This window comes from Comamonas sp. E6, assembly GCF_001010305.1.
Taxonomy (GTDB): Bacteria; Pseudomonadota; Gammaproteobacteria; order Burkholderiales; family Burkholderiaceae_C; genus Comamonas; species Comamonas thiooxydans.
The window spans coordinates 157,517-179,608 of record NZ_BBXH01000016.1 but is presented as its reverse complement, the minus strand read 5'-3'; the positions used below and the strand labels follow the sequence as shown (position 1 = coordinate 179,608).

The window sequence follows — 22,092 nt, the reverse complement described above, 5'->3', positions numbered from 1 at the left end:
CTCTCTGCAAGACAACCTTTTAATCAGTCGCGTTTTGCAGAGACTTGAATTATAGACAGGTTTTTAGCGTTTTTTCAAACGCGCGATAACTTTTTCACGTCCGAGCAATTCCAGCACCGCATCGACCGAGGGAGTATGGGCCGTGCCCACGGTCAGAACACGTACGGGCATGGCCAGCACGGGCATCTTCACGCCCTGCGCCTTGAGCAGCTCCTTGATCGCAGCCGCAATGGCTTCCTTGGTCCATTCCACGTTTTCCACCACGGCAGCAAATGCATCCAGCACGGGGTTGGCCGCCTCGGTTACATGTTTGGCGTAGTCTTCCGCATTGCGCTCCACGCTTTCCACATAGAAGACCTTGGCCCAGTTGGCCAGATCCACCAAGGTCTCGCAACGATCCTTGAACAAGGCAGCAATACGCACCAGACGGTCATCGGCGTCGATCAGGCTCTCGGCCACACCCACCTTGACGACAAAGGGCTTGACCAGTTGAGCCAGCTCGGCGTCATCCATGGCCTTCAGATGCTGGGCATTGACCCAGCGCAGCTTGGCTTCGTCAAACTGGCCAGCACTGCGGCCCAGGTGATCCAGGTTGAACCACTCCAGGAACTGGGCGCGACTGAAGATTTCGTCGTCGCCGTGGCTCCAGCCCAATCGGGCCAGATAGTTCACCATGGCATCGGGCAGATAGCCTTCATCGCGGTACTGGGTCACGGCCTTGGCGCCGTTGCGCTTGCTCATCTTTTCACCTTGCTCGTTGAGCACGGTGGGCAGGTGGGCAAAGGTAGGCACGGTGGCACCCAGCGCTTCAAAGATGTGAATCTGGCGCGGCGTGTTGTTCACATGGTCGTCGCCACGGATGACATGGGTGATGTTCATGTCCATGTCGTCCACGCAGACGCAGAAGTTATACGTGGGCGTGCCGTCGGGTCGGGCAATCACCAGATCGTCGAGCTCGGAGTTCTGGAACTCGATACGGCCCTTGCACTTGTCGTCCCAGCCCACCACACCGGTTTGCGGAGTCTTGAAGCGCAGCACGGGCTTCACGCCTTCGGGAATCGCGGGCAGGACCTTGCCCTCCTCGGGGCGCCATGTGCCGTCGTAGCGCGGCTTTTCCTTGGCAGCCATCTGCTTTTCACGCAGCGCGTCCAGTTCCTCCATGCTCATATAGCAGGGGTAGACATAGCCTTTTTCCTGCAAGGTCGCCAGCACCTGCTTGTAGCGATCCATGCGCTGCATCTGGTAGAACGGGCCTTCGTCATGGTCGAGCTGCAGCCACTCCATGCCTTCCAGGATCACGTCCACGGAAGCCTGGGTGGAGCGCTCCAGATCGGTGTCTTCAATGCGCAACACGAAGTCACCGCCATTGGCGCGCGCAAACGCCCAGGGATAGAGGGCCGAACGAATATTGCCCAGATGGATGAAGCCCGTGGGCGAAGGGGCAAAGCGGGTGCGAATTTTGTTGTTTGTCATATCAGAAATCCTTGTACGACATTCCCCGTGCCAAGGCTGCGGCGCTTGATACGCACGCAGTCTCGGCCAGAGATGCCGAGCAAGAGCCGCCTCGCAGCGCAGGCATAGTCCCCCAGGAAGGGGAAGGCGCGAAGCGACTCAGGGAGTGTTTCACAGCGTATCCAGTCCGCGAGCCAGGTCGACCTTGAGGTCTTCCAGATGCTCAAGACCCACGGAAATACGAATCAGACCCTGACCCACGCCGGCAGCCTGACGCTGGTCCTCGGTCAGACGACCATGCGAGGTGCTGGCCGGATGGGTGATGGTCGTCTTCACATCACCGAGGTTGGCTGTAATCGAGCACAGACGCGTGCTGTCCACGACATGGAAGGCATTGACACGCAGTTGCTCGGCACCCTCGCCCACCACATCGAAGGCCAGCACCGCACCGCCCATGCCATTTTGCTGGCGCATGGCCAGCTCGTGCTGAGGATGGCTCTTGAGGCCCGGGTAGTACACACGCGCCACCTTGGGATGGGCTTCCAGCCAGGCGGCAAACTCCAGCGCTGCTGCGCTTTGCGCCTTGACGCGCAAAGCCAGGGTTTCCAGACCCTTCATCACCGTCCAGGCATTGTAGGGAGCGATGTTCAGACCGCCGCTGCGCAAGAAAGTGCCCATGACCTTGTCCACGAGGGCAATGGTGCCGCAAACCGCACCGGCCATGACGCGGCCTTGGCCGTCGAGGAACTTGGTGCCCGAGTGCACGACGAGGTCGGCGCCGAACTTCACGGGCTGCTGCAGCACGGGAGTGGCGAAGCTGTTGTCCACGGCCAGCAGCGCGTTGTTGGCGTGCGCCAGCTCGGCCAGTGCGGCGATGTCGCAGAGATCGGTCAGCGGGTTGGTGGGCGTCTCGGCAAACAACATGCGCGTGTTGGGCTTGATGGCCGCCTTCCAGGCTTCGATATCGGTCTGCGAGACAAACGTGGTTTCCACACCGAAGCGTGCCATTTCGGTTCCCAGCAGCTTGATGGTGGAGCCGAACATGGACTGCGAACAGATCACGTGATCGCCCGTCTTGAGCGCCGTCAGCGCCACCAGCAAGATGGCCGACATGCCGGTGGAGGTCGCGACCGCACATTCCGTACCTTCCATGGCCGCCAGACGCTTTTCAAAGCTGGTGACCGTGGGGTTGCCGGTGCGGCTGTAGGTGAAGCCCGGCTCTTCATTGGCAAAGCGGCGCGCTGCGGTCGCCGCATCGGGCTGCACAAAGCTGCTGGTCATGTACAGGGCTTCGCAATGCTCGCCCCACTGGCTGCGCTCGACCGCTTCGCGCACGGCCAGAGTTTCAGGATGCAAACCTTCGGGTAATGTCTTGTTGGTCACAATCGTCAAATCCAGATGGTTGGTACCGGTCATGAGTCCGCTGCAGACCGCCAATCAGGCCCGCACGCATGCTGCTCTACCAGCTTGACCGGCGGCACTCGCCGTGCCGGTCTTTGAATATGCCTTGCTCACATTCCAAAAAATCCGAGTCAAATCAGACTCAAACGCTTTATGGACATACGTCATGTGCTCACTATTAAAGAGCACACCGACCGCGCGGCTCTGCCATTGTCCTCCCGAATGAAAAGGGTTGCCTAAGCAACCCTTTCCGACTCGGTCATCCGCTGCGCTTTAACGCTCAGCTTTCCTGAGCATTGGGCAGAGAAAGGCGCGAAGTGTCTTCGCTCTCCTCTTCGCTGCCGCGGTTGCGGCCCTCGTTGAGCGCCGTCACCTCTTCATCGGAAATATCGCCAGTGATATAGATGCCGTCGAAACACGATGCCTCGAAACCGCTCACCTGGGCATTGATCTTGCCCACGGCCTGCTTCATGGCTTCCACGTCCTGATAGATCAGCGCATCGCAGCCGATGACCTGGCGAATTTCCTCGACCGTGCGGCCGTGAGCCACCAGCTCGGAACGCGTGGGCATATCGATGCCATACACATTGGGGTGACGCACGGGAGGCGCAGCCGATGCCAGATACACCTTGTTGGCACCTGCATCGCGCGCCATCTGCACGATTTCCTTGGAGGTGGTGCCGCGCACAATGGAGTCATCGACCAACAGCACATTGCGGCCCTTGAACTCGCTGCTGATGGCGTTGAGCTTCTGGCGCACCGACTTCTTGCGAGCACCCTGGCCCGGCATGATGAAGGTACGGCCCACATAGCGGTTCTTCACAAAACCTTCGCGATAGGGCTTGCCCAGCAACTGTGCCAGTTGCATGGCGCTGGGGCGGCTCGATTCGGGAATGGGAATCACCGCATCGATTTCATTGGGCGGCACCATGGAGATCACGCGCTTGGCCAGCGTCTCACCCATGTTTAGACGAGCCTGATAGACCGAAATGCCATCCATGGTGGAGTCGGGACGTGCCAGATACACATACTCGAACACGCAGGGATTGAGCTGGGTCTTTTCAGCGCATTGCTGGCTCTCGACGCGACCGTCGTTGTGGACGAAGATCGCTTCGCCGGGAGCAATGTCGCGCTCGAACTGATGGGTTGTACCTTCCAGCGCCACGGACTCGCTGGCCAGCATGATGGTGCCATCATTGCCGCGGCCCATGCACAGCGGACGAATGCCAAAGGGATCGCGGAAGGCCAGCAGGCCGTAGCCGGCGATCAGCGCGATCACGGCGTAAGAGCCCTTGATGCGCTTGTGCACCGCACGCACGGCCTTGAAGATTTCCTCGCTCTGCAGCGGAGCGCCGCTGGAGGCGCGACCGATCTCGTGCGCCAGCACGTTGAGCAGGACCTCGGAGTCGCTTTCGGTGTTGGTGTGGCGATGGTCGGTGTCCGCCAGTTCGCGGCGCAGTTGCTTGGCATTGGTGAGGTTGCCGTTGTGCACCATGACGATGCCGAAGGGCGCATTCACGTAGAAGGGCTGAGCCTCTTCCTCGCTGGAGGCATTGCCCGCCGTGGGATAACGCACTTGACCCAGCCCCACATCACCGGGCAGAGCACGCATATTGCGGGTGCGGAACACATCCTTCACCATGCCCTTGGCCTTGTGCATGAAGAACTTGCGTTCCTGCTGGGTCACGATGCCGGCTGCATCCTGCCCACGGTGCTGCAGCAGCAGCAAAGCGTCATAAATCAGCTGATTCACGGGTGTGGTGCTCACCACACCAACGATTCCACACATAGTTGCGTTCCATCTGTTCGCGAAAGTCGCCCTTCGCCACACTCGCCTGCTTCGCCACCCATTGGCTAGCCTGCGCTTTGATATCCGGCATGGCGGATCACGCCAACACCAAACTCTCGTCGGCACCCACTGCGTTTTACAGCAAGCGCCTTAGCCACTTTCAACCCTTAGGTAAATTGCGGCAAAAAACTTCGCTTCAAGAGGATGCCTTGGGCAGATACTGCCCCCACTCCTCTGGCAGAGCCGGCAGCACCCAGCCCAGCGCCTCGGTCAACCAGGGCGCCAGCACCGAGTCCTGCCACCACAAAGCCTTGTGCAGCGGCGTGTACTGGATCACCAGAGCCAGCACCAGCAGCAGCAGGCCACCACGCAAGACACCGAACAATGCGCCCAGGGTGCGATCCACAGGTCTCAGACCCACGGCCTCAATCAACTGCTTGGACAGCCAGGAGATCACTCCCCAGGCAAACATGGATCCCACCAGCAGCAGCACAAAGCCCGCCGCATAACGCAGTTGCATGTCCCAACCATCCAGCGGCAGCCATACCGCCACCTCTTGCGCCCAGGTCCGCGCGACCATGAAGGCCACCAGCCAGCCCAGCAAGGACAGGACTTCATAGACCAGACCGCGCCAGGCCCCCAGCAACAAGGAGCCCAGCACAACGACCACAAAAATCCAGTCCAGTGTGCTCATCAATCAAACCGTTGCCGGAAAACCGGTCTCAAGCCTTGAACACCGATGCCGGCAAGCCCAGGGCCTTGGCCCTGGCGGCAGCCTTCTCGGCTTCTTCGCGGCTCTTGAAAGGCCCCATGCGAACACGTGTGCGCTTGCCGTCCTTGGTATCCACGGTCTGGGTAAAGGCTCCGGCACCCAGCTTGCCCTTGATTTCGTTGGCCTTGCCGACTTCGGCAAAGGCACCGATCTGAACGATAAAGCGCTCGTTAGTCGCTGCAGCCTCCTTGACCGGTGCCGCTTCCGAGGTACTGCGCCCCTCCAGCAGTGCACGGGCACGAGCGGCCTCATCCACCTTGGGCGTGTCCGGCTTGTGCTTGGGCTCGGGTTTGGCTTCCGGCTTCTTGACCTCAGGTTTGACCTCGGCCTTGGGCTTTTCAGGCTTCGGTTCCGGCTTGCGCTCTGGCTTTACTTCCGGCTTGGGCTCCGGCTTGGGCTCCGGCTTGGGCTGAGGTTTGACCTCTGGTTTGGGCTCGGGCTTGACCTGAGATGCCACCGCAGCGGCAGTTCCGACGGCAGCCGCAGTGACCGCAGCCCCGACCACCGGCGCAGCAGGCACCACAGCGGCCGCCGCAGGAGCTGCAGGCCTGGCCGAGGGGGCAAGCACTTCTTCGCCATCATCCAGAGAAGCATTGGCAGCAACACGCCCTGACGGTGCAGCCGTCTGGCTCGCCACCTGGGTGCCAGGCACGACCTCGGGAGCTGAGTTGGCCTGATCGGGAATTTCAATCGGAATATTGACCGGAATGGGACGTGGCTGCGTATCGAACAGCAGCGGGAAGCCCACCACACCGATCAGCACCAACACGGCCGCCCCGATGAGACGATGACGTGCGCGGCGGCGCATGGCTTCCACGCTTTCGCCCTGGGCCAAGCGGCTGGGGCGCTTGGCTCCGGCCACGGACTCGGCTTCGTCTTTTTTGCCAGGCCAACGGAAATTGAAAAATGCCATGAGTGAGGACTTGTTGAGGCCTGCCACCTGACAAAAGCCGGGGCGGCAGGCCGCTGACTCAGTGAGCCAGGTGTTTGGCGTTCAGACGAGGCGTGCCGTTTTGCAACACTCCGCCCACGGTGAAGAACGATCCAAAGACCACGATTCTATCAGCCGCCTCCGTTGCCGCGACTGCGGCATCCAGGGCCTGCTGGGGATTGGCAAAGGTCTGCATGCTCACATCTTTGCGGATCACGCCCTGGGCCTGCAACTGCTGCAGCTTGGCCTTGAGGTTTTCTGCAGAATCCGCACGCGGCGTGGGCAGATCGGTGAAGTACCAGCGATCGACCAGCGGCCCCACCTTGGTGAGCATGGGCTCCCAGTCCTTGTCGGCCATGGCACCGAATACAGCATGCGTAGTCGGGAAGTAGCCCATGGCATCGAGATTCGCCGTGAGTGCCGCCACCGAATGCGGGTTATGCGCCACATCCAGCACCAGCGTGGGCTGACCGGGAACGATCTGGAAGCGACCGGGCAGCTCCACCATGGACAAGCCCGTGCGCACGGCCTGTGCCGTCACCGGCAGCTTGCCGCGAATGGCCTCATAGGCGGCCAGCACGCCGGAAGCATTCATCAGCTGATTGGCTCCGCGCAGCGCCGGATAGGCCAGCCCCGCATAGCGGCGGCCACGGCCGGCCCAGCCCCACTGCTGCTTGTCGCCGTCGTAGTTGAAGTCCTTGCCGAAGCGCCAGAGATCGGCACCGATTTCGGTCGCATGGTCGATCACGCTTTGCGGCGGCACGGGGTCGCTGACGATGACGGGACGACCGGCACGCATGATGCCGGCCTTTTCGCGGCCAATGCTTTCGCGATCGGGGCCCAACAGTTCCATGTGATCGAGATCGATGCTGGTGATGATGGCGCAGTCGGCATCGATGATGTTGGTGGCATCGAGCCGGCCTCCCAGACCCACCTCCAGAATCGCCACATCCAGCCTGGACAGGCTCATCAGGCGCAATATTGCCAGCGTGGTGAACTCGAAGTAAGTGAGTGCAACCTCTTTGCCATCCTTGACCCTGGCCTGCTCCACCGCTTCAAAATGCGGTATCAGCTCCTCGGCCTTGACGATCTCGCCGCCCACACGGCAGCGCTCTTCAAAGTGAACCAGATGCGGCGAGGTATAGACACCGGGGCGATAGCCGGACTGCAGGGCCACGGCCTCCAGCATGGCACAGGTCGAACCCTTGCCATTGGTGCCGGCCACCGTGATGACGGGGCAGTCGAATTGCAGGCCCATGCGCTGTGCGACTTCACGCACGCGATCCAGACCCAGGGCGATGTTCTGGGGATGCAGGCGCTCGCAATAAGCCAGCCAGGCATCCAAGGTGGGGAATATGGTGTGCATACTGGGCGCTATTGTCGCCCACTGTCAGAGGCCCTATGGCTGCCGGCACTTGGCAAATGCGTTACATCTGACTCCAACCGTTTCACAGCTACCGAACACCATGAGCAAGATCACCACCGTCTACGGCATCCCCAATTGCGACACCGTCAAGAAAGCACGCAGCTGGCTCAGTGAGCAAGGTATTACTTACGAATTCCACGACTTCAAGAAACAAGGCGTTCCCGCCGAGCGTCTGCCCCAGTGGATGCAGGCCGTGGGCTGGGAAAAGCTGCTCAACCGCCAGGGCACGACCTGGCGCAAGCTCGATGACGCGACCAAGGCCTCTGCCGTGGATGCGCCCAGTGCCGCCGCCGTGATGCAGGAGCACGCCAGCACCATCAAGCGACCCGTGGTGGAATGGGCCGACGGGAAAATCACCGTTGGTTTCAAGGCCGATGAATGGGATACGCTGCAAAACACATAAGCAACCGCTCACATTTACACATGGCTTTACCTAGTTTTACGGTGCCGAGTGCTTGAGTTTACGCAGATCCCCTAAACTTTTCGGTGATCTGATGCGTTAAAGCTTCAGAGACAGGAGAGATGTTGATGAAAACTCTGGCAGTTTTGACTTTGACCGCCGTGGCCGCCACCGGGGCCTATGCCCAGGAGCGCGGTCGCGTGCTGTCCTCGACCCCCATCACCCAGCAGGTCGCCGTGCCACAGCAGGTCTGCAGCGACCAGCCGGTGGCGGTTGCACCTCGCCCCACCGGTGCGGGTGCCGTGGTCGGAGCCATTGCCGGCGGCCTGATCGGCAATGCCATCGGTGGCGGCGGCGGCCGTGCAGCAGCCACGGCAGCCGGCGTTGTCGGCGGTGCCATGCTGGGCAATCAGGCCGAAGCCTCCGGCCCGGTGCAGTACCAGAACATGCGCCAGTGCAGCACGCAGACCTTCTACCAGAACCGTACCGTGGGCTACAACGTGACCTATGAGTACAACGGTCGCAACTACACCACGCAGACCGCCAACCCGCCCGGCCAATGGATTGCGCTGAATGTGCAGCCCGTGGCCAACGACCCGGTCTACAGCAACGACGGCTACTACAGCACCCAGACGCCTCCCCAGGGCGCCTACAGCACCAGCTATCCGCAGAACTACGACAGCGGCTATTACGCCCCTCAGCCCGTGGCGCCCACCTACTCGGTAGGCTCGACCTACTCGGCGTCTGACTATGTGGCTCCGCTGCTGATCGGCGCCGCCATCGGTGCAGGCGCCTACTACGCCACCCGCCCCCATTACTACCGCCCTGGCTACCGTCCGGGCTGGCACGGAGGCCACGGCGGCCATGGCTGGCGCCGCTAACCCAAGCCGATCCGGCCTTGCAGGCCGCTCAGGAGCCCCGTCACGGGGCTCTTGTTTTTCCTGCCTTTGCCTGGCATTCGCACAGGTGCAAATCCCGTGGCCTAAAATCAATGCTTTTGATCTTCGACCACGCACAGCGTACTTCTTCCATGACCACCGAAACCATCGCAGGCGTCAGCCTCACCACCAAGGCCAATGTTTACTTTGACGGCAAGTGCGTCAGCCACAGCTTCACGCTGGCCGACGGCACCAAGAAGTCGGTGGGCGTGGTGCTGCCTGCAACGCTGACCTTTGGCACCGCAGCCGCAGAAATCATGGAATGCGTGGGCGGCTCCTGCGAATACAAGCTCGACGGTAGCGACGAGTGGAAGAAGTCCTCGGCCGGCGAGAGCTTCCAGATTCCCGCGAACTCCAAGTTCGACATCCGCGTAACCGAGGCTTACCACTACATCTGCCACTACGCGTAATCCGCGCCTGGCCCGGCTTCGGGTCAGACCCGAGAATTTCAAGCCTTTTCAGCCCCAATCGCTTACCCATCAAGCGCTTGCAGCTATCACTTTGAAGAGAAATCTCATGGAAACCATTCTGCAACATGTTCCCGTCGGCCAGAAGGTCGGCATCGCCTTCTCCGGCGGCCTGGACACCTCTGCCGCCCTGCGCTGGATGAAGAACAAGGGTGCCCTGCCCTACGCCTACACGGCCAACCTGGGCCAGCCCGACGAAGCCGATTACGACGAAATTCCCCGCAAGGCGATGGAATATGGCGCAGAAAAGGCCCGTCTGATCGACTGCCGCCCCCAGCTGGCAAACGAAGGCATTGCCGCCATCCAGTCCGGCGCCTTCCACATTTCCACCGGCGGCATCACCTACTTCAACACCACGCCCCTGGGCCGTGCCGTGACCGGCACCATGCTGGTGGCTGCCATGAAGGAAGACGACGTCAACATCTGGGGTGACGGTTCGACCTTCAAGGGCAACGACATCGAACGCTTCTACCGCTACGGCCTGCTCACCAACCCCGCGCTGAAGATCTACAAGCCCTGGCTGGACAGCAACTTCATCAACGAGCTGGGCGGCCGTGCAGAAATGTCGGCCTTCATGACCAAGGAAGGTTTCGGCTACAAGATGTCGGCCGAAAAAGCCTACTCCACCGACTCCAACATGCTGGGCGCCACCCACGAAGCCAAGGATCTGGAGTTCCTGAACTCCGGCATCCGCATCGTGAACCCCATCATGGGCGTGGCTTTCTGGAAACCAGAAGTCGAAGTCAAGGCTGAAGAAGTCTCGATCACCTTCGAAGAAGGCCGTCCCGTGGCCATCAACGGCAAGGAATACACCGATGCCGTGGAAGTCTTCCTGGAGCTGAACCGCATCGGCGGCCGCCACGGCCTGGGCATGAGCGACCAGATCGAAAACCGCATCATCGAGGCCAAGAGCCGCGGCATCTACGAAGCCCCCGGAATGGCCCTGCTGCACATTGCCTACGAGCGTCTGGTGACCGGCATCCACAACGAAGACACCATCGAGCAGTACCGCATCAACGGCCTGCGCCTGGGCCGTCTGCTGTACCAGGGCCGCTGGTTCGACCCCCAGGCCATCATGCTGCGCGAATCCTCGCAGCGCTGGGTGGCCCGAGCCGTGACCGGCACCGTGACGCTGGAACTGCGCCGCGGCAACGACTACTCCATCCTGAACACCGAGTCGCCCAACCTGACCTACGCTCCCGAGCGTCTGTCCATGGAAAAGGTCGAAGATGCGCCTTTCAGCCCCATCGACCGCATCGGCCAGCTGACCATGCGCAACCTGGACCTGATCGACACCCGCGCCAAGCTGGCCATCTACTCGCAAGCCGGCCTGCTGAGCGTGAGCAGCGCCAACGCCCTGCCACAGCTGGGCAACGACAAGAAGTAATTCGGTTCGCCTGCGTGAAAAAGCCGCTGCAGTGCAGCGGCTTTTTTCATGCCGAATACGCCTCAATCGCTTGTAGGCAAATCGATTGAAGCTATCAGTATTGAGGCATCAGCGATTGATCTGGTGCACCTGCTGTTCCAGCTGCCCCACATAGGCTGCCGTGCTGTTGTCCGACTCCTGGGCACGCTGCACCAGATGCGCTTCCAGCACATCAAGCCGGGCCATCACCTCTTCCTTGTCCCTGGCATGCAGTGCTTCCAGCACACCGCGCAGCTCCGTGAAACGCGAAGCCTCGGCCTTGTCGGCCAGATCGCGCTGGGCCTGCATCTCCTTGGCGTGACGACGTGCCTCCAGCAGCACCGAGCCCTGCATCCACAGCACATAGGCGATGAAGAACACGCTCAGCAAAATCGTCAGCGCCAGCATGAGCACGCCCAGCGGTGCCTGGATTTCGGTCACGCCCAGCGAAACTGCAGCAGGGGCCGACAGCGCCGTCCAGTTGAAGGCGGCCAATACGGCAATCAGGGCCACGATGATGGCAATGCAGATGGTGCGAAAGTTCATGCTCTTCTCCTTGTACTCCGGGATGCCTTGTTTTAACCCAAGATCGCACCGGCTTGCGTCAGCAAGCGCCAGAAATGACAAAGCCGCTGTTGCCAGCGGCCCTGTCGTCATGATGCGTTCAGATCAGCGGCATGCGCCGGCTCAATTGGCCTCCGACAATTGCTCGAGGATCGCGGGATTCTCCAAGGTGCTGGTGTCCTGGGTGATCGCCTCACCCTTGGCCAGCGAGCGCAGCAGGCGGCGCATGATCTTGCCGCTGCGGGTCTTGGGCAGGTTGTCGCCGAAGCGGATGTCCTTGGGCTTGGCAATCGGGCCGATCTCCTTGGCCACCCAGTTGCGCAGCTCGGTCGCAATCTGTCTGGCCTCTTCGCCCGTGGGCTTGCCGCGCTTGAGCACCACAAAGGCGCAGATGGCTTCGCCGGTCAGGTCGTCGGGACGGCCGACCACGGCGGCCTCGGCCACCAGATCGGTCTTGGCCACCAGGGCCGACTCGATTTCCATGGTGCCCATGCGGTGGCCCGAGACGTTGAGCACATCGTCGATACGGCCCGTAATGCGGAAATAGCCGCGATCTTCGCTGCGCACGGCGCCGTCGCCAGCCAGGTAGTAGCCCTTGAGCTCGTCGGGGAAGTAGCTCTTCTTGAAGCGCTCAGGGTCGCCCCAGATGGTGCGAATCATCGAAGGCCAGGGCTTTTTCACCACCAGGATGCCGCCGGCGCCATTGGGGATCTCGTTGCCGGCCTCATCGACGATGGCAGCCGTGATGCCGGGCAGGGGCAGGGTGCAGGAGCCGGGCACCAGAGGCGTGGCACCGGGCAGCGGCGTGATCATGTGGCCGCCGTTCTCGGTCTGCCAGAAGGTGTCCACGATGGGGCAGCGCTCGCCGCCCACATGCTTGTGATACCACATCCAGGCCTCGGGATTGATGGGTTCGCCCACCGAGCCCAGCAGGCGCAGACTGGACAGATTCCAGTTCTTCGGGTGGACGCTGGGGTCGGAGTCCGCGGCCTTGATCAGCGAGCGGATGGCCGTGGGTGCCGTGTAGAAGATGCTGCACTGGTGGCGCTCTATCATCTGCCAGAAACGGCCCGCATTGGGGAAAGTCGGCACGCCTTCGAAGACGATCTGCGTGGCACCGGCCGCCAGCGGGCCATAGGCCACATAGCTGTGGCCGGTGATCCAGCCGATATCGGCCGTGCACCAGAAGACATCGCTGTCCCTGACATCAAAGGTCCACTCGAAAGTCTGCTTGGCCCACAGCACATAGCCGCCGGTGGCATGCTGCACGCCCTTGGGCTTGCCAGTGGAGCCACTGGTGTAGAGGATGAAGAGCGGGTGCTCGGCATTGACAGGCACGGCTTCGCACTCGGTGGATTGACCTGCCAGCGCATCGGTGAAGCTGATGTCGCGGCCCGCGACCATATTGCAGGCAGTGGCCGTGCGCTCGTAGACCAGCACGCTCTTGACGGCTTCGCAGCCGCCCAGCGCAATCGCGTCATCGACGATGGCCTTGAGCGGCAGCTCCTTGCCGCCGCGCATCTGATAGTTGGAGGTGACGACCAGACTGGCGCCCACGTCCACGATGCGCTCCTGCACGGCCTTGGCCGAGAAGCCGCCGAACACTACGGAATGCGTGGCGCCGATGCGTGCACAGGCCTGCATGGCCACCACGCCCTCGATGGTCATGGGCATGTAGATCAGCACACGATCGCCCTTTTGCACGCCGCGCGCCTTGAGCGCATTGGCGAACTGGCTCACGCGGGCGAGCAACTCTTTGTAAGTAACCTTGGTGACCTCGCCGCCGTCGGCTTCAAAGATGATGGCCGTCTTGTTCTCCACGGGCGTGCCCATGTGCTTGTCCAGACAGTTGGCGCTGGCGTTGAGCTCGCCATCTGCAAACCATTTGTAGAACGGCGGGTTGCTCTGGTCCAGCACCTGGGTGAAGGGCTTGGTCCACTTCACGTTCTCGCGGGCCAGCCGTGCCCAATAGCCTTCATAGTCGCGTTCGGCTTCGTCGCACAAGGCCTGGTACTGCGCCATGCCCGAGATGCGGGCCTTGGCGGCGAAATCCGCCGGGGGCGGGAACACTCGGTTTTCCACCAGCACGGATTCGATGGTTGATGTCGCAGCGCTCATCGTTTTGTCTCCTGATGCATAAGCAATGAAATAATTGTGGGTGTACTGTCAAGGCTCGGTCTTACACCCCACTGACTGAAATTGACAAGCGGCTTTTGCGTGCCGTCAAGTCTGTCATTCGCTCCCATTTTTGCAGCAGAAAGTGCCTGCTTGGTGTTGATTTGCTTGCACTTTTTTCAAAATACCCTGGAACAAACCCTTAGAATCGCGCACCTGCTGCTGCAGAGGCCTGGGCCCACATTACGGCCTGCTCTCGAAGGCGCAGGCAGTCCGGGACGCGGCCCCAGCAAAACCAGTCTTACAAGGTGGCGGCATCCCGTTGCCCACCCATCGCATCCAGTCCGCCCCGAGCACACATCATGAGCCGCATCCCTTCCGACGAAGCAGGCAATTCCACCCACCACACGCCGCATGGCGGCTTCCAGCCCTCTGGCGCATTGCGCCCACTGCCCTCGCTGATCTTTGCCAGCCGCTGGCTGCAGCTGCCGCTGTACCTGGGTCTGATTGCCGCCCAAGGTGTCTATGTCTGGCACTTTCTGCTGGAGCTCTGGCATCTGGTGGAGGCGGTCTTCGGCAATCAGGAAGCCCTGCATGCCCTGATCACCAATATTGGCTACAAAAGCGATGTCCAGATCACCCATCTGAACGAAACCATCATCATGCTGGTGGTACTGGCCTTGATCGATGTGGTCATGATCTCCAACCTGCTGATCATGGTCATCGTGGGTGGCTACGAAACCTTTGTCAGCCGCATGGGCCTGGAATCCCACCCCGACCAGCCCGAGTGGCTGAGCCATGTGAATGCCTCGGTACTCAAGGTCAAGCTGGCGCTGTCCATCATCGGCATCAGCTCCATCCACCTGCTCAAGAGCTTTATCAACGCCGGCAGCTATGAAGTGCAGGTGCTGATGTGGCAGACCATCATCCATGTGGTCTTCCTGCTCAGCGCCCTGGCCATTGCGCTGACCGACAAGCTCACCCAAAGCGCTCATCATTGAGACAGCACGTCCTCCCCAAAAAGCCCCGCATGGTTGACCATGAAGGGGCTTTTTTCATGCCCGTGGCAGCGGCAAAACGCGTCAAAAGCTGACAACCGGCAAAAAAAAGCCCTCGATAAGCTGCCACGCCTTATCTATCAAGCACTTGCGCCTCCTGTTTTTGCGTATGCAAATGTTTCAATGGCGCGATTTCCGGCGGATGCAGACAGCAAAGCTTACAGTTTGATTTGACGCATAAAACCCAATTCGATATATTAAAAAGTCATTTACAACCTGCCGTGCAGGTCGTCACCGCATTGTTGAGATGCGGTTGACTCACTTCCCGGCGGATCGTTGTGTCAATTCATGAGCGCTTGCCGCTCTTTGGCGCAGCCCCGTCAACCGGGCCGAAACACGGCCCTGATGTAGGGGGCTCTCCCCGGCCGATATTGCCGGGGTTGGCCTGACAAGAAGCCGTGCAGACGCGTGCCAGTCGGTACCCGCTCTGCCAGCCAGCTGCTTCTTCCAATTTGCCAGCTCTTGCGCACACCTGGCTGTGCCATCCGGGCTGAAAACTCGGCGCCATCGCTGCGCCATCTGCATTGCGCAGCCCTGTCCACAAGGCCGGGCTGAGCTGCGGCATCAGGGCTTTTATTTTGGCTTGTGCGCCAGCGCCCACCGGCATTGTCGGCTGTGGGCGCTGGACTGTGTTCCATCTCATCAAAAAGGAGAACGCCACAGTGGCCAAGCAAATCGCTATCGATCATGTCTTCAAGGTCTTCGGCAACGATCCGAAAACCGCGCTCAACCTGGTGAAACAGGGCCGGAGCAAGCAGGAGATCCTCGCCCAGACCGGGCAATCCATCGGCGTGTTCGACGCCGACTTCACCATCGAGGCCGGTGAAATCTTTGTGGTCATGGGCCTGTCGGGCTCGGGCAAGTCCACCCTGGTGCGCATGCTCAATCGCCTGATCGAACCCACCAGCGGCCGCATCCTGGTCGACGGCCAGGACATCAATACGCTCAATGACAAGGAACTGCGCGCACTGCGCCGCAAGGACATCTCCATGGTGTTCCAGTCCTTTGCCCTCATGCCCCACCTCACGGTGCTGGACAACACGGCCTTTGGTCTGGAGCTGGCCGGCGTGGACCGCGCCACACGCCAGCAGCAGGCGCAGGATGCCCTGGAGCAGGTAGGCCTGGGTGCCTGGGGCGCCTGCTATCCAGACGAGCTCTCCGGCGGCATGCAGCAGCGCGTGGGCCTGGCCCGCGCGCTGGCCTCCGACCCGTCCATTTTGCTGATGGACGAGGCTTTCTCCGCGCTGGACCCCATCATCCGCACAGAAATGCAGTCCGAACTGTTGCGTCTGCAGGAAATCAAGCGCCGCACCATCGTCTTCATCTCTCACGATCTGGACGAAGCCATGCGCATTGGCGACCGCATCGCCATCATGAAGGACGGCATGGTCCAGCAGGTCGGCACGCCCGACGAGATTCTGCGCAACCCGGCCAACGACTATGTGCGCACCTTCATTCAGGGTGTGGATGCGGCAGCCGTGTTCAAGGCCTCCGACATCGCTCGCCAGGCGCTGACCGTGATTTCGGAGCACAGCGACCGCGGTTGCCGCGCCGCGCTTCGCCTGCTGGAGGACTCCGACCGCGATTACGCCTATGTGCTCAATGCACGCAAACGCTTTCTGGGCGTGGTCTCGTCGCAGTCGCTGCGCGATGCGCTGCACGGCCACGAGGGGATGCTGGGCCTCAAGCACGCCTTTATCTCCGATGTGCAGCCTATAGCCAGCAGCACGCCGGTGGCCGAACTGTTCGGCACCGTGGCCACTCCGGCCTACCCGCTGCCCGTGGTGGATGAAGAGGGCAAATACCTGGGCGTTATCAGCCGCACCACCATGCTCAAGTTCCTGGATCGTGCCACCCCGCCGGTGCCGCCACCTCAGAAGGAAATTCCGCCCATCAAGCTGGATCAGCACTTCCAGCCCAAGCCCAACACGCAAGCTGCCCAGCACGCTGCGCATTAAAAGAAGGGAGCCGATTTGAACGATAACGCACTGAACAACCCCAACACAGAAACCACCAGCACGGCTTTTGACGACCCGTGGGCCGCAGCCTCTGCGCCAGCCACCGAGCCGGCCAGCGCCAATGTCACTAGCTCGGCGGCAGATGCCGATCCCTGGGCTGCCTCCTATGCCGATGCGGATGCCGGCTCAAGCACCGATGCCTGGAGCAGCGGCGATGCTGCCAGCCAGGCCAGCAGCACCGACTGGCTCAGCGCTCCCTCGCCCACCGATGTGCCCGAGCATGACGGCGGCATAGGCCAGCTCTGGCACCAGATCACCACCGAAGGCCTGCCCGTGCAGGACTCGATCAACAACGGCCTCACCTGGGTGGTTGATCATTTCCGTCCCTTCTTCCAGGCTGTTCGCACCCCCATCGACGCCACGCTCAACGGCGTGACCGATGTGCTGCAGACCATCCCCATGCCCGCGCTGGTGCTGCTGATTGCCCTGCTGGCCTGGCAGTTTGCAGGCCGCAAGCTGGCCATTGGCTCGGCAGTTTCGCTGCTGATTGTGGCCCTGCTGGGTATCTGGTCCGAAGCCATGGTCACGCTGGCCCTGGTGCTGACCTCGCTGTTCTTCTGCATCGTGATCGGCCTGCCCGTCGGCATCTTGCTGGCCAGCAGCGACCGAGCCCAGCGCTGGACGCGCCCGCTGCTGGACGCCATGCAGACCACACCGGCCTTCGTCTATCTGGTGCCGGTGGTCATGCTGTTCGGTATCGGCAATGTGCCCGGCGTGATCGTGACCATCGTGTTTGCGCTGCCGCCGCTGATCCGCCTGACCAATCTGGGCATTCGCCAGGTACGCCCCGACCTGATCGAGGCCAGCCGTGCCTACGGTGCATCGCCCGCCCAGTTGCTGTGGAAAGTCCAGCTGCCGCTGGCCATGCCCTCCATCATGGCCGGTATCAACCAGGCGCTGATGCTGTCCCTGTCCATGGTGGTGATCGCTTCCATGATCGCCGTCGGCGGTCTGGGCCAGATGGTGCTGCGCGGCATTGGCCGTCTGGACATGGGTCTGGCCACCGTCGGCGGCCTGGGCATCGTGCTGCTGGCCATCGTGCTGGACCGCATCACCCAGGCCATGGGCGAGCCCAAGCGCGGCAGTGCCCGCTGGTGGGCCACCGGCCCAGCTGGTCTGGCCGTGCGTCTGCTGGGCAACAAGCGCTCGGCACCGGCTCCCAAGCCCGGCAGCGAAGCCACCAAGCCAGCAACGATCTGAATCAAGAACAAGGAGAACGCATGAGTACAGCCACCAACACTGCCAGCATCCGCCACGGCCTGGGCCACTGGCTGCTTGCCAGCACAGCCGCAGCCTCCATGGCCCTGTCCATGGTGAGCACCGCTGCTTTCGCTGCCGACGAACTGCCGGGCAAGGGCGTCAAGGTCCAGCCGCTCAAGAGCTCGATTGCCGAAGAAGCCTTCCAGACCCAGCTCGTCATGAAGGCCCTGGAAAAGCTGGGCTACGAGGTCCAGCCCATGAAGGAAGTGGAATACCCCACGGCCCATATTGCACTGGCCAACGGCGACGCCACCTTCATGGCCAATCACTGGAACCCGCTGCACGCCGACTACTACAAGAATGCGGGCGGCGACGCCAAGCTCTACCGCAAGGGCGTGTTCTCGGCCAATGCGGCCCAGGGCTATCTGATCGACAAGAAGACGGCCGATGCGTACAAGATCACGAATCTGGGTCAGCTCAAGAGCCCCGAAATTGCCAAGCTCTTCGACACCGACGGTGACGGCAAGGCCGATCTGACGGGCTGCACGCCGGGCTGGGGCTGCGAAGCCATGATCGAGCACCAGCTTGGCGCCTACAAGCTGCGCGACACCGTCACTCACAAGCAAGGCACCTATTCGGCGCTGATGGCCGACACCATCACGCGCTACAAGGCCGGCAAGCCCATCCTCTACTACACCTGGACGCCCTACTGGGTGAGCAATGTGCTCAAGCCCGGCAAGGATGTGGTGTGGCTGGAGGTGCCGTTCTCCGCGCTACCCGGCGAACAGTCCGGCACCGACACCAAGCTGGCCAACGGCAAGAACTACGGCTTCATTGCCAACAACCAGCAAATTGTGGCCAACAAGGCCTGGGCCGAGCAGAACCCTGCGGCAGCCAAGCTGTTTGAAATCATCAAGCTGCCCGTGGGCGACATCAACGCCCAGAACTACATGATGAGCCAGGGCCAGAACAAGGCCTCCGACATCGAGCGTCACACCGACGGCTGGATCAAGGCCCATCAGAAGACTTTCGACGGCTGGATCAGCCAGGCGCTGGCGGCTGCCAAGAAGTCCTGATCACAATCCCCGAATCACGGCGACCGCTTGCGCGGCCGCCGTTTTTTTATCACCGGGCCGCCTCAAGATAAAACGCCCCTCCTGGAGGGGCAGCGAACCACACGCAGTGGGGAGCGTGGGGTGTCATTTTCAATCGGGCCGCAGGCCCACCCAAGCCAAGGAGAGACAAGAACAATGAGCAAGTCTGTGCAGACCCAGACCCCAAACCGACGCACCAGGCGCCAGCTGCTGCTGGGCATGGCCGGCGCCGCAGCGCTGAGTCTGGGCCAGTCACCGAGCTGGGCAGCCGGCCAGAATGTGCCTGGCGATGCGCTTCCGGGCAAAGGCATCACCGTGCTGCCCGTCAAGAGCGCTCTGGCCGAGGAGAACTTCCAGACGCTGCTGGTGATGAAGGCGCTGCAGCAGCTGGGCTATACCGTCAAGCCCTGGGAAGAGCTGGACTACCCGCTGATCCACGTGGCCGTGGCCAATGGCGATGCCAGTTTCATGGCCAACCACTGGAACCCGCACCACGCCGAGTTCTATCAGCAGGCCGGTGGCGACGCCAAGCTCTCGCGCAAGGGCGTGTATGCAGCCGGTGCGGCCCAGGGCTACATGATCGACAAGAAGACGGCCGACGAACACAAGATCACCCATCTCGACCAGCTCAAGGATCCTGGACTGGCGGCCCTGTTCGATATCGACGGCGACGGCAAGGCCAATCTGATCGGCCCCAACGCCGGCTGGGGCGGCGAGGCCGTGGTGGCCCACCAGATCAAGGCTTTCGGTCTGGAAAACACCGTCAGCTACACACAGGGCAACTATCCGGCCCTGATTGCCGACACGCTGGCGCGCTTCAAGGCCGGCAAGCCCGTGCTGTACTACGCGTGGACACCGTACTGGCTCAGCAATGTGCTGCGCCCGGGACAGGAAGTGGTGTGGCTGCAAGTACCGCGCTCCTCCATGCCCGGCGTGCAGGCCGGCACCGACACCCGGCTGCCCAATGGCCGCAACTACGGCTTTCCGCTCAACAACGAGTACATCGTGGCCAACAAGCTCTGGGTCGAACAGAACCCGGCTGCCGGCAAGCTGTTCGAGATCATGCAGATTCCCATCAGCGACATCAGCCGCCAGAACCAGCTGCTGCGCGAAGGGGAAAGCAAGCCCGCCGATATCCACCGCCATGTGGACGCCTGGATCAAGGGCCACCAGAAGACTTTTGACGCCTGGATTGTCCAGGCCAAGGCCGCAGCCCTGAAATCCTGATTCGCCAACTGCGCACCGAACCAAGTTCGGGCGCCGTTTCTTGCATCAACCCTCTCGCTTTTTTCATGCCGATTTCGGGGTAGGCACCCAGCATCCAAGGAGTATTCATGCACCGCGACACGCCCGCACATTCCCCTCTCCCAACCCTGCAGCCCCGATACCGCTATCTGGCTGCCATCGCCTTGCTGAGCTTTGGTGCTGCTGCCGCTCAAGCGCAAACGAGCTCTGGCGATCTGCCCGGCAAAGGCGTCTCGGTGCAACCGCTCAAGGGCACGGTGGATGAGGAAATGTTCCAGACCCTGCTGGTTTCGCGTGCTCTGGAGAAGCTGGGCTACCGGGTACAACCCGTCAAGAGTCTGGAAAACGGCACCCAGCATGTGGCCGTGGCCCAGGGCGATGCCACCTTTACCGCCACTCACTGGATGCCGCTGCACCGTGCCTTCTATGAGAGCAATGGCGCAGACAAAGCCTTCTATCGCGCAGGCACCTATTCGCGCAATGCGGTCCAAGGCTATCTGATCGACAAGGCCACGGCCGAGAAGTACCGGATCACCAGCATCACGCAGCTCAAGGACCCCAAGCTGGCGGCGCTGTTCGACACAGATGGCGACGGCAGGGCCGATCTGACGGGCTGCAACCCGGGCTGGGGCTGCGAGCTGGCCATCAACAAACATCTCAAGGGGCTGGATCTGGAGTCCAGCATCACCCACAGGCAAGGCAACTACCAGGCCTTGATTGCCGACACTATCACCCGCTACAAAAGCGGCAAGCCCATTCTCTACTACGTCTGGACCCCGTTCTGGGTGAACACCGTGCTGCGCCCGGGCAAGGAGGTCAGCTGGCTGGAGGTACCCAATGTCCCCGGTGCCCGGGGGGAAGACCAGACCCAGCTACCCAATGGCAAGAATTATGGCTTCCAGCTCAATCAGCAGTACATCCTGGCCAACAAGGCCTGGGCCGAGAAAAATCCGGCCGCTGCCAAGCTGTTTGCCGTGATGCAGCTGCCTATCGAGGACATCAACGCCCAGAACATGCGCATGCGCCAGGGCGAGAGCAGCTCGGCCGACGTCAGCCGCCATGTGGACGGCTGGATCAAGGCCCATCAGCAGACTTTTGACGGCTGGCTGGAGCAGGCGCGCGCCGCTGCAAAATAAGGATTAAAAACGGCTGCAGCGCTTTATGGCAAAGCGCTGACAGCCATCAAAAGTGATTTCGACAGCGGGCCACAGCCTACCAATTGGCCTTGGCATTGCGGCAGGCCGCCTGGCTGGACAGGGCGACAAAGCGCTCCACCCGCAGCGCCAGCATCTTGCGCCCCTGTCGGGCCAGCACCGGATCAGCCACGGCTCGCTCCACCACCCTGCCCTGTATCTCGGCCAGCATGGCGACGGTGGCACTGCTGCGCGTGTTCAGATAGGCCTGCTCCAGCAGCACGCTGTCTCCCTCGGGCAGCACGCCGATGATCTGGCCGCTTTCGCATTCCTGAAACCGGGCCGTCTCGCCGTCCAGGCTGTACAGGCCCTGCCAGCGCCCGCTTTCCTCGCTAGGCTTGAGGCCTGCGGCGGCAGGGCCGGCCTGCCTGACCTCGGTCTGGGCCTGGGCCTGCTTCTTGCCCGTCAGACCGGTCCAGGTCTTGTCCCAGGTCTGGGAAACCTTGTCCGTCATGCCGGACAAGCTCGAACAGGCGGTCAAACCCGTCACAACAATGACACTGGCCGCCAGGCGCCACAGCTTGCTCTGCATGAATACCTCTGATTTTCCAAAAGCAGGCACGTTAACAGACAGCGGCAGCCGTCAATTGCTGCAGATATCTCTATGCAACAAAGTGTTGCATA

Annotated in this window: 20 protein-coding genes; 11 read left to right on the top strand and 9 right to left on the bottom strand. The window is 61.6% G+C overall.

Going from position 1 to position 22,092, the window contains the following annotated elements; all coding sequences use genetic code 11:
• Positions 1–63: 63 nt before the first annotated feature.
• From gltX to folC, 6 genes are all read right to left on the bottom strand, one after another.
• Positions 64–1,473, bottom strand: coding sequence for a glutamate--tRNA ligase (gene gltX, locus CSE6_RS15485; RefSeq protein ID WP_059440907.1), 1,410 nt, complete (start codon positions 1,471–1,473; stop codon positions 64–66).
• A 150-nt stretch (positions 1,474–1,623) separates the two neighbouring features.
• Entirely contained in the window at positions 1,624–2,835 is a 1,212-nt protein-coding gene (locus CSE6_RS15480) for an O-succinylhomoserine sulfhydrylase (protein WP_034378566.1), read from the bottom strand.
• Between the two features lie 298 nt (positions 2,836–3,133).
• Positions 3,134–4,642 carry an amidophosphoribosyltransferase gene (gene purF / locus CSE6_RS15475; protein WP_003061095.1) on the bottom strand — a complete coding sequence of 503 codons (1,509 nt, stop codon included), beginning with the start codon at positions 4,640–4,642 and terminating at the stop codon, positions 3,134–3,136.
• A gap of 196 nt (positions 4,643–4,838) precedes the next feature.
• Positions 4,839–5,336: a CvpA family protein gene (locus CSE6_RS15470; protein WP_034393958.1), complete on the bottom strand. Its 498-nt coding sequence runs from the start codon at positions 5,334–5,336 to the stop codon at positions 4,839–4,841.
• 28 nt (positions 5,337–5,364) lie between these two features.
• Positions 5,365–6,327 carry an SPOR domain-containing protein gene (locus tag CSE6_RS15465; protein ID WP_059440906.1) on the bottom strand — a complete coding sequence of 321 codons (963 nt, stop codon included), beginning with the start codon at positions 6,325–6,327 and terminating at the stop codon, positions 5,365–5,367.
• Between the two features lie 58 nt (positions 6,328–6,385).
• Positions 6,386–7,711, bottom strand: coding sequence for a bifunctional tetrahydrofolate synthase/dihydrofolate synthase (folC, locus tag CSE6_RS15460; RefSeq protein WP_054075615.1), 1,326 nt, complete (start codon positions 7,709–7,711; stop codon positions 6,386–6,388).
• A gap of 100 nt (positions 7,712–7,811) precedes the next feature.
• Here folC and CSE6_RS15455 point away from each other — a divergent pair, with 100 nt between their 5' ends.
• From CSE6_RS15455 to argG, 4 genes are all read left to right on the top strand, one after another.
• Complete coding sequence (locus CSE6_RS15455) at positions 7,812–8,174, top strand: ArsC family reductase (RefSeq protein ID WP_034393955.1); 363 nt, start codon at positions 7,812–7,814, stop codon at positions 8,172–8,174.
• A gap of 125 nt (positions 8,175–8,299) precedes the next feature.
• Positions 8,300–9,052, top strand: a complete 753-nt coding sequence (locus CSE6_RS15450) for a glycine zipper 2TM domain-containing protein (RefSeq protein WP_012837577.1) — start codon at positions 8,300–8,302, stop codon at positions 9,050–9,052.
• A 149-nt stretch (positions 9,053–9,201) separates the two neighbouring features.
• Positions 9,202–9,519 carry a pyrimidine/purine nucleoside phosphorylase gene (locus CSE6_RS15445; protein ID WP_003057202.1) on the top strand — a complete coding sequence of 106 codons (318 nt, stop codon included), beginning with the start codon at positions 9,202–9,204 and terminating at the stop codon, positions 9,517–9,519.
• A 106-nt stretch (positions 9,520–9,625) separates the two neighbouring features.
• The gene (gene argG, locus CSE6_RS15440; protein WP_059440905.1) at positions 9,626–10,963 is read left to right on the top strand and encodes an argininosuccinate synthase; all 1,338 of its coding nucleotides are present in this window, start codon (positions 9,626–9,628) and stop codon (positions 10,961–10,963) included.
• 108 nt (positions 10,964–11,071) lie between these two features.
• Here the strand turns inward: argG and CSE6_RS15435 are convergent, their stop codons facing one another.
• Complete coding sequence (locus CSE6_RS15435; protein ID WP_034360486.1) at positions 11,072–11,527, bottom strand: hypothetical protein; 456 nt, start codon at positions 11,525–11,527, stop codon at positions 11,072–11,074.
• Between the two features lie 141 nt (positions 11,528–11,668).
• Positions 11,669–13,663 (bottom strand): acetate--CoA ligase, encoded by a 1,995-nt coding sequence (gene acs, locus CSE6_RS15430; protein ID WP_034407401.1) that lies wholly within the window; start codon positions 13,661–13,663, stop codon positions 11,669–11,671.
• 359 nt (positions 13,664–14,022) lie between these two features.
• Here acs and CSE6_RS15425 point away from each other — a divergent pair, with 359 nt between their 5' ends.
• The 7 genes from CSE6_RS15425 to proX (CSE6_RS15395) all read left to right on the top strand — a co-directional run bounded on the left by CSE6_RS15425 (position 14,023) and on the right by proX (CSE6_RS15395) (position 21,411).
• Complete coding sequence (locus CSE6_RS15425) at positions 14,023–14,661, top strand: YqhA family protein (RefSeq protein WP_034393946.1); 639 nt, start codon at positions 14,023–14,025, stop codon at positions 14,659–14,661.
• A gap of 39 nt (positions 14,662–14,700) precedes the next feature.
• Complete coding sequence (locus CSE6_RS15420; protein ID WP_152668585.1) at positions 14,701–14,892, top strand: hypothetical protein; 192 nt, start codon at positions 14,701–14,703, stop codon at positions 14,890–14,892.
• Positions 14,893–15,380: 488 nt separating this feature from the next.
• Positions 15,381–16,676 (top strand): glycine betaine/L-proline ABC transporter ATP-binding protein ProV, encoded by a 1,296-nt coding sequence (gene proV / locus CSE6_RS15415; protein WP_139032104.1) that lies wholly within the window; start codon positions 15,381–15,383, stop codon positions 16,674–16,676.
• A gap of 15 nt (positions 16,677–16,691) precedes the next feature.
• Entirely contained in the window at positions 16,692–17,936 is a 1,245-nt protein-coding gene (gene proW / locus CSE6_RS15410; protein WP_012837572.1) for a glycine betaine/L-proline ABC transporter permease ProW, read from the top strand.
• A gap of 20 nt (positions 17,937–17,956) precedes the next feature.
• Positions 17,957–19,012 carry a glycine betaine/L-proline ABC transporter substrate-binding protein ProX gene (gene proX, locus CSE6_RS15405; RefSeq protein WP_059440904.1) on the top strand — a complete coding sequence of 352 codons (1,056 nt, stop codon included), beginning with the start codon at positions 17,957–17,959 and terminating at the stop codon, positions 19,010–19,012.
• A 174-nt stretch (positions 19,013–19,186) separates the two neighbouring features.
• The gene (proX, locus tag CSE6_RS15400; RefSeq protein WP_059440903.1) at positions 19,187–20,257 is read left to right on the top strand and encodes a glycine betaine/L-proline ABC transporter substrate-binding protein ProX; all 1,071 of its coding nucleotides are present in this window, start codon (positions 19,187–19,189) and stop codon (positions 20,255–20,257) included.
• 107 nt (positions 20,258–20,364) lie between these two features.
• Entirely contained in the window at positions 20,365–21,411 is a 1,047-nt protein-coding gene (gene proX, locus CSE6_RS15395; RefSeq protein ID WP_080747114.1) for a glycine betaine/L-proline ABC transporter substrate-binding protein ProX, read from the top strand.
• Positions 21,412–21,487: 76 nt separating this feature from the next.
• Here proX (CSE6_RS15395) and CSE6_RS15390 read toward each other — a convergent pair whose 3' ends face one another.
• Positions 21,488–22,000, bottom strand: a complete 513-nt coding sequence (locus tag CSE6_RS15390) for a hypothetical protein (RefSeq protein ID WP_059440902.1) — start codon at positions 21,998–22,000, stop codon at positions 21,488–21,490.
• Positions 22,001–22,092 lie beyond the last annotated feature (92 nt).

Coding starts and splice junctions, on each gene's coding strand:
- CSE6_RS15435 (WP_034360486.1), bottom strand. CDS start 11,527: ATGAACTTTCGCACCATCTGCATTGCCATCATCGTGGCCCTGATTGCC.
- proX (WP_059440903.1), top strand. CDS start 19,187: ATGAGCAAGTCTGTGCAGACCCAGACCCCAAACCGACGCACCAGGCGC.
- CSE6_RS15465 (WP_059440906.1), bottom strand. CDS start 6,327: ATGGCATTTTTCAATTTCCGTTGGCCTGGCAAAAAAGACGAAGCCGAG.
- CSE6_RS15470 (WP_034393958.1), bottom strand. CDS start 5,336: ATGAGCACACTGGACTGGATTTTTGTGGTCGTTGTGCTGGGCTCCTTG.
- CSE6_RS15450 (WP_012837577.1), top strand. CDS start 8,300: ATGAAAACTCTGGCAGTTTTGACTTTGACCGCCGTGGCCGCCACCGGG.
- purF (WP_003061095.1), bottom strand. CDS start 4,642: ATGTGTGGAATCGTTGGTGTGGTGAGCACCACACCCGTGAATCAGCTG.
- proX (WP_080747114.1), top strand. CDS start 20,365: ATGCACCGCGACACGCCCGCACATTCCCCTCTCCCAACCCTGCAGCCC.
- CSE6_RS15445 (WP_003057202.1), top strand. CDS start 9,202: ATGACCACCGAAACCATCGCAGGCGTCAGCCTCACCACCAAGGCCAAT.
- CSE6_RS15455 (WP_034393955.1), top strand. CDS start 7,812: ATGAGCAAGATCACCACCGTCTACGGCATCCCCAATTGCGACACCGTC.
- acs (WP_034407401.1), bottom strand. CDS start 13,663: ATGAGCGCTGCGACATCAACCATCGAATCCGTGCTGGTGGAAAACCGA.
- gltX (WP_059440907.1), bottom strand. CDS start 1,473: ATGACAAACAACAAAATTCGCACCCGCTTTGCCCCTTCGCCCACGGGC.
- CSE6_RS15390 (WP_059440902.1), bottom strand. CDS start 22,000: ATGCAGAGCAAGCTGTGGCGCCTGGCGGCCAGTGTCATTGTTGTGACG.
- CSE6_RS15420 (WP_152668585.1), top strand. CDS start 14,701: ATGAAGGGGCTTTTTTCATGCCCGTGGCAGCGGCAAAACGCGTCAAAA.
- CSE6_RS15425 (WP_034393946.1), top strand. CDS start 14,023: ATGAGCCGCATCCCTTCCGACGAAGCAGGCAATTCCACCCACCACACG.
- argG (WP_059440905.1), top strand. CDS start 9,626: ATGGAAACCATTCTGCAACATGTTCCCGTCGGCCAGAAGGTCGGCATC.
- folC (WP_054075615.1), bottom strand. CDS start 7,711: ATGCACACCATATTCCCCACCTTGGATGCCTGGCTGGCTTATTGCGAG.
- proX (WP_059440904.1), top strand. CDS start 17,957: ATGAGTACAGCCACCAACACTGCCAGCATCCGCCACGGCCTGGGCCAC.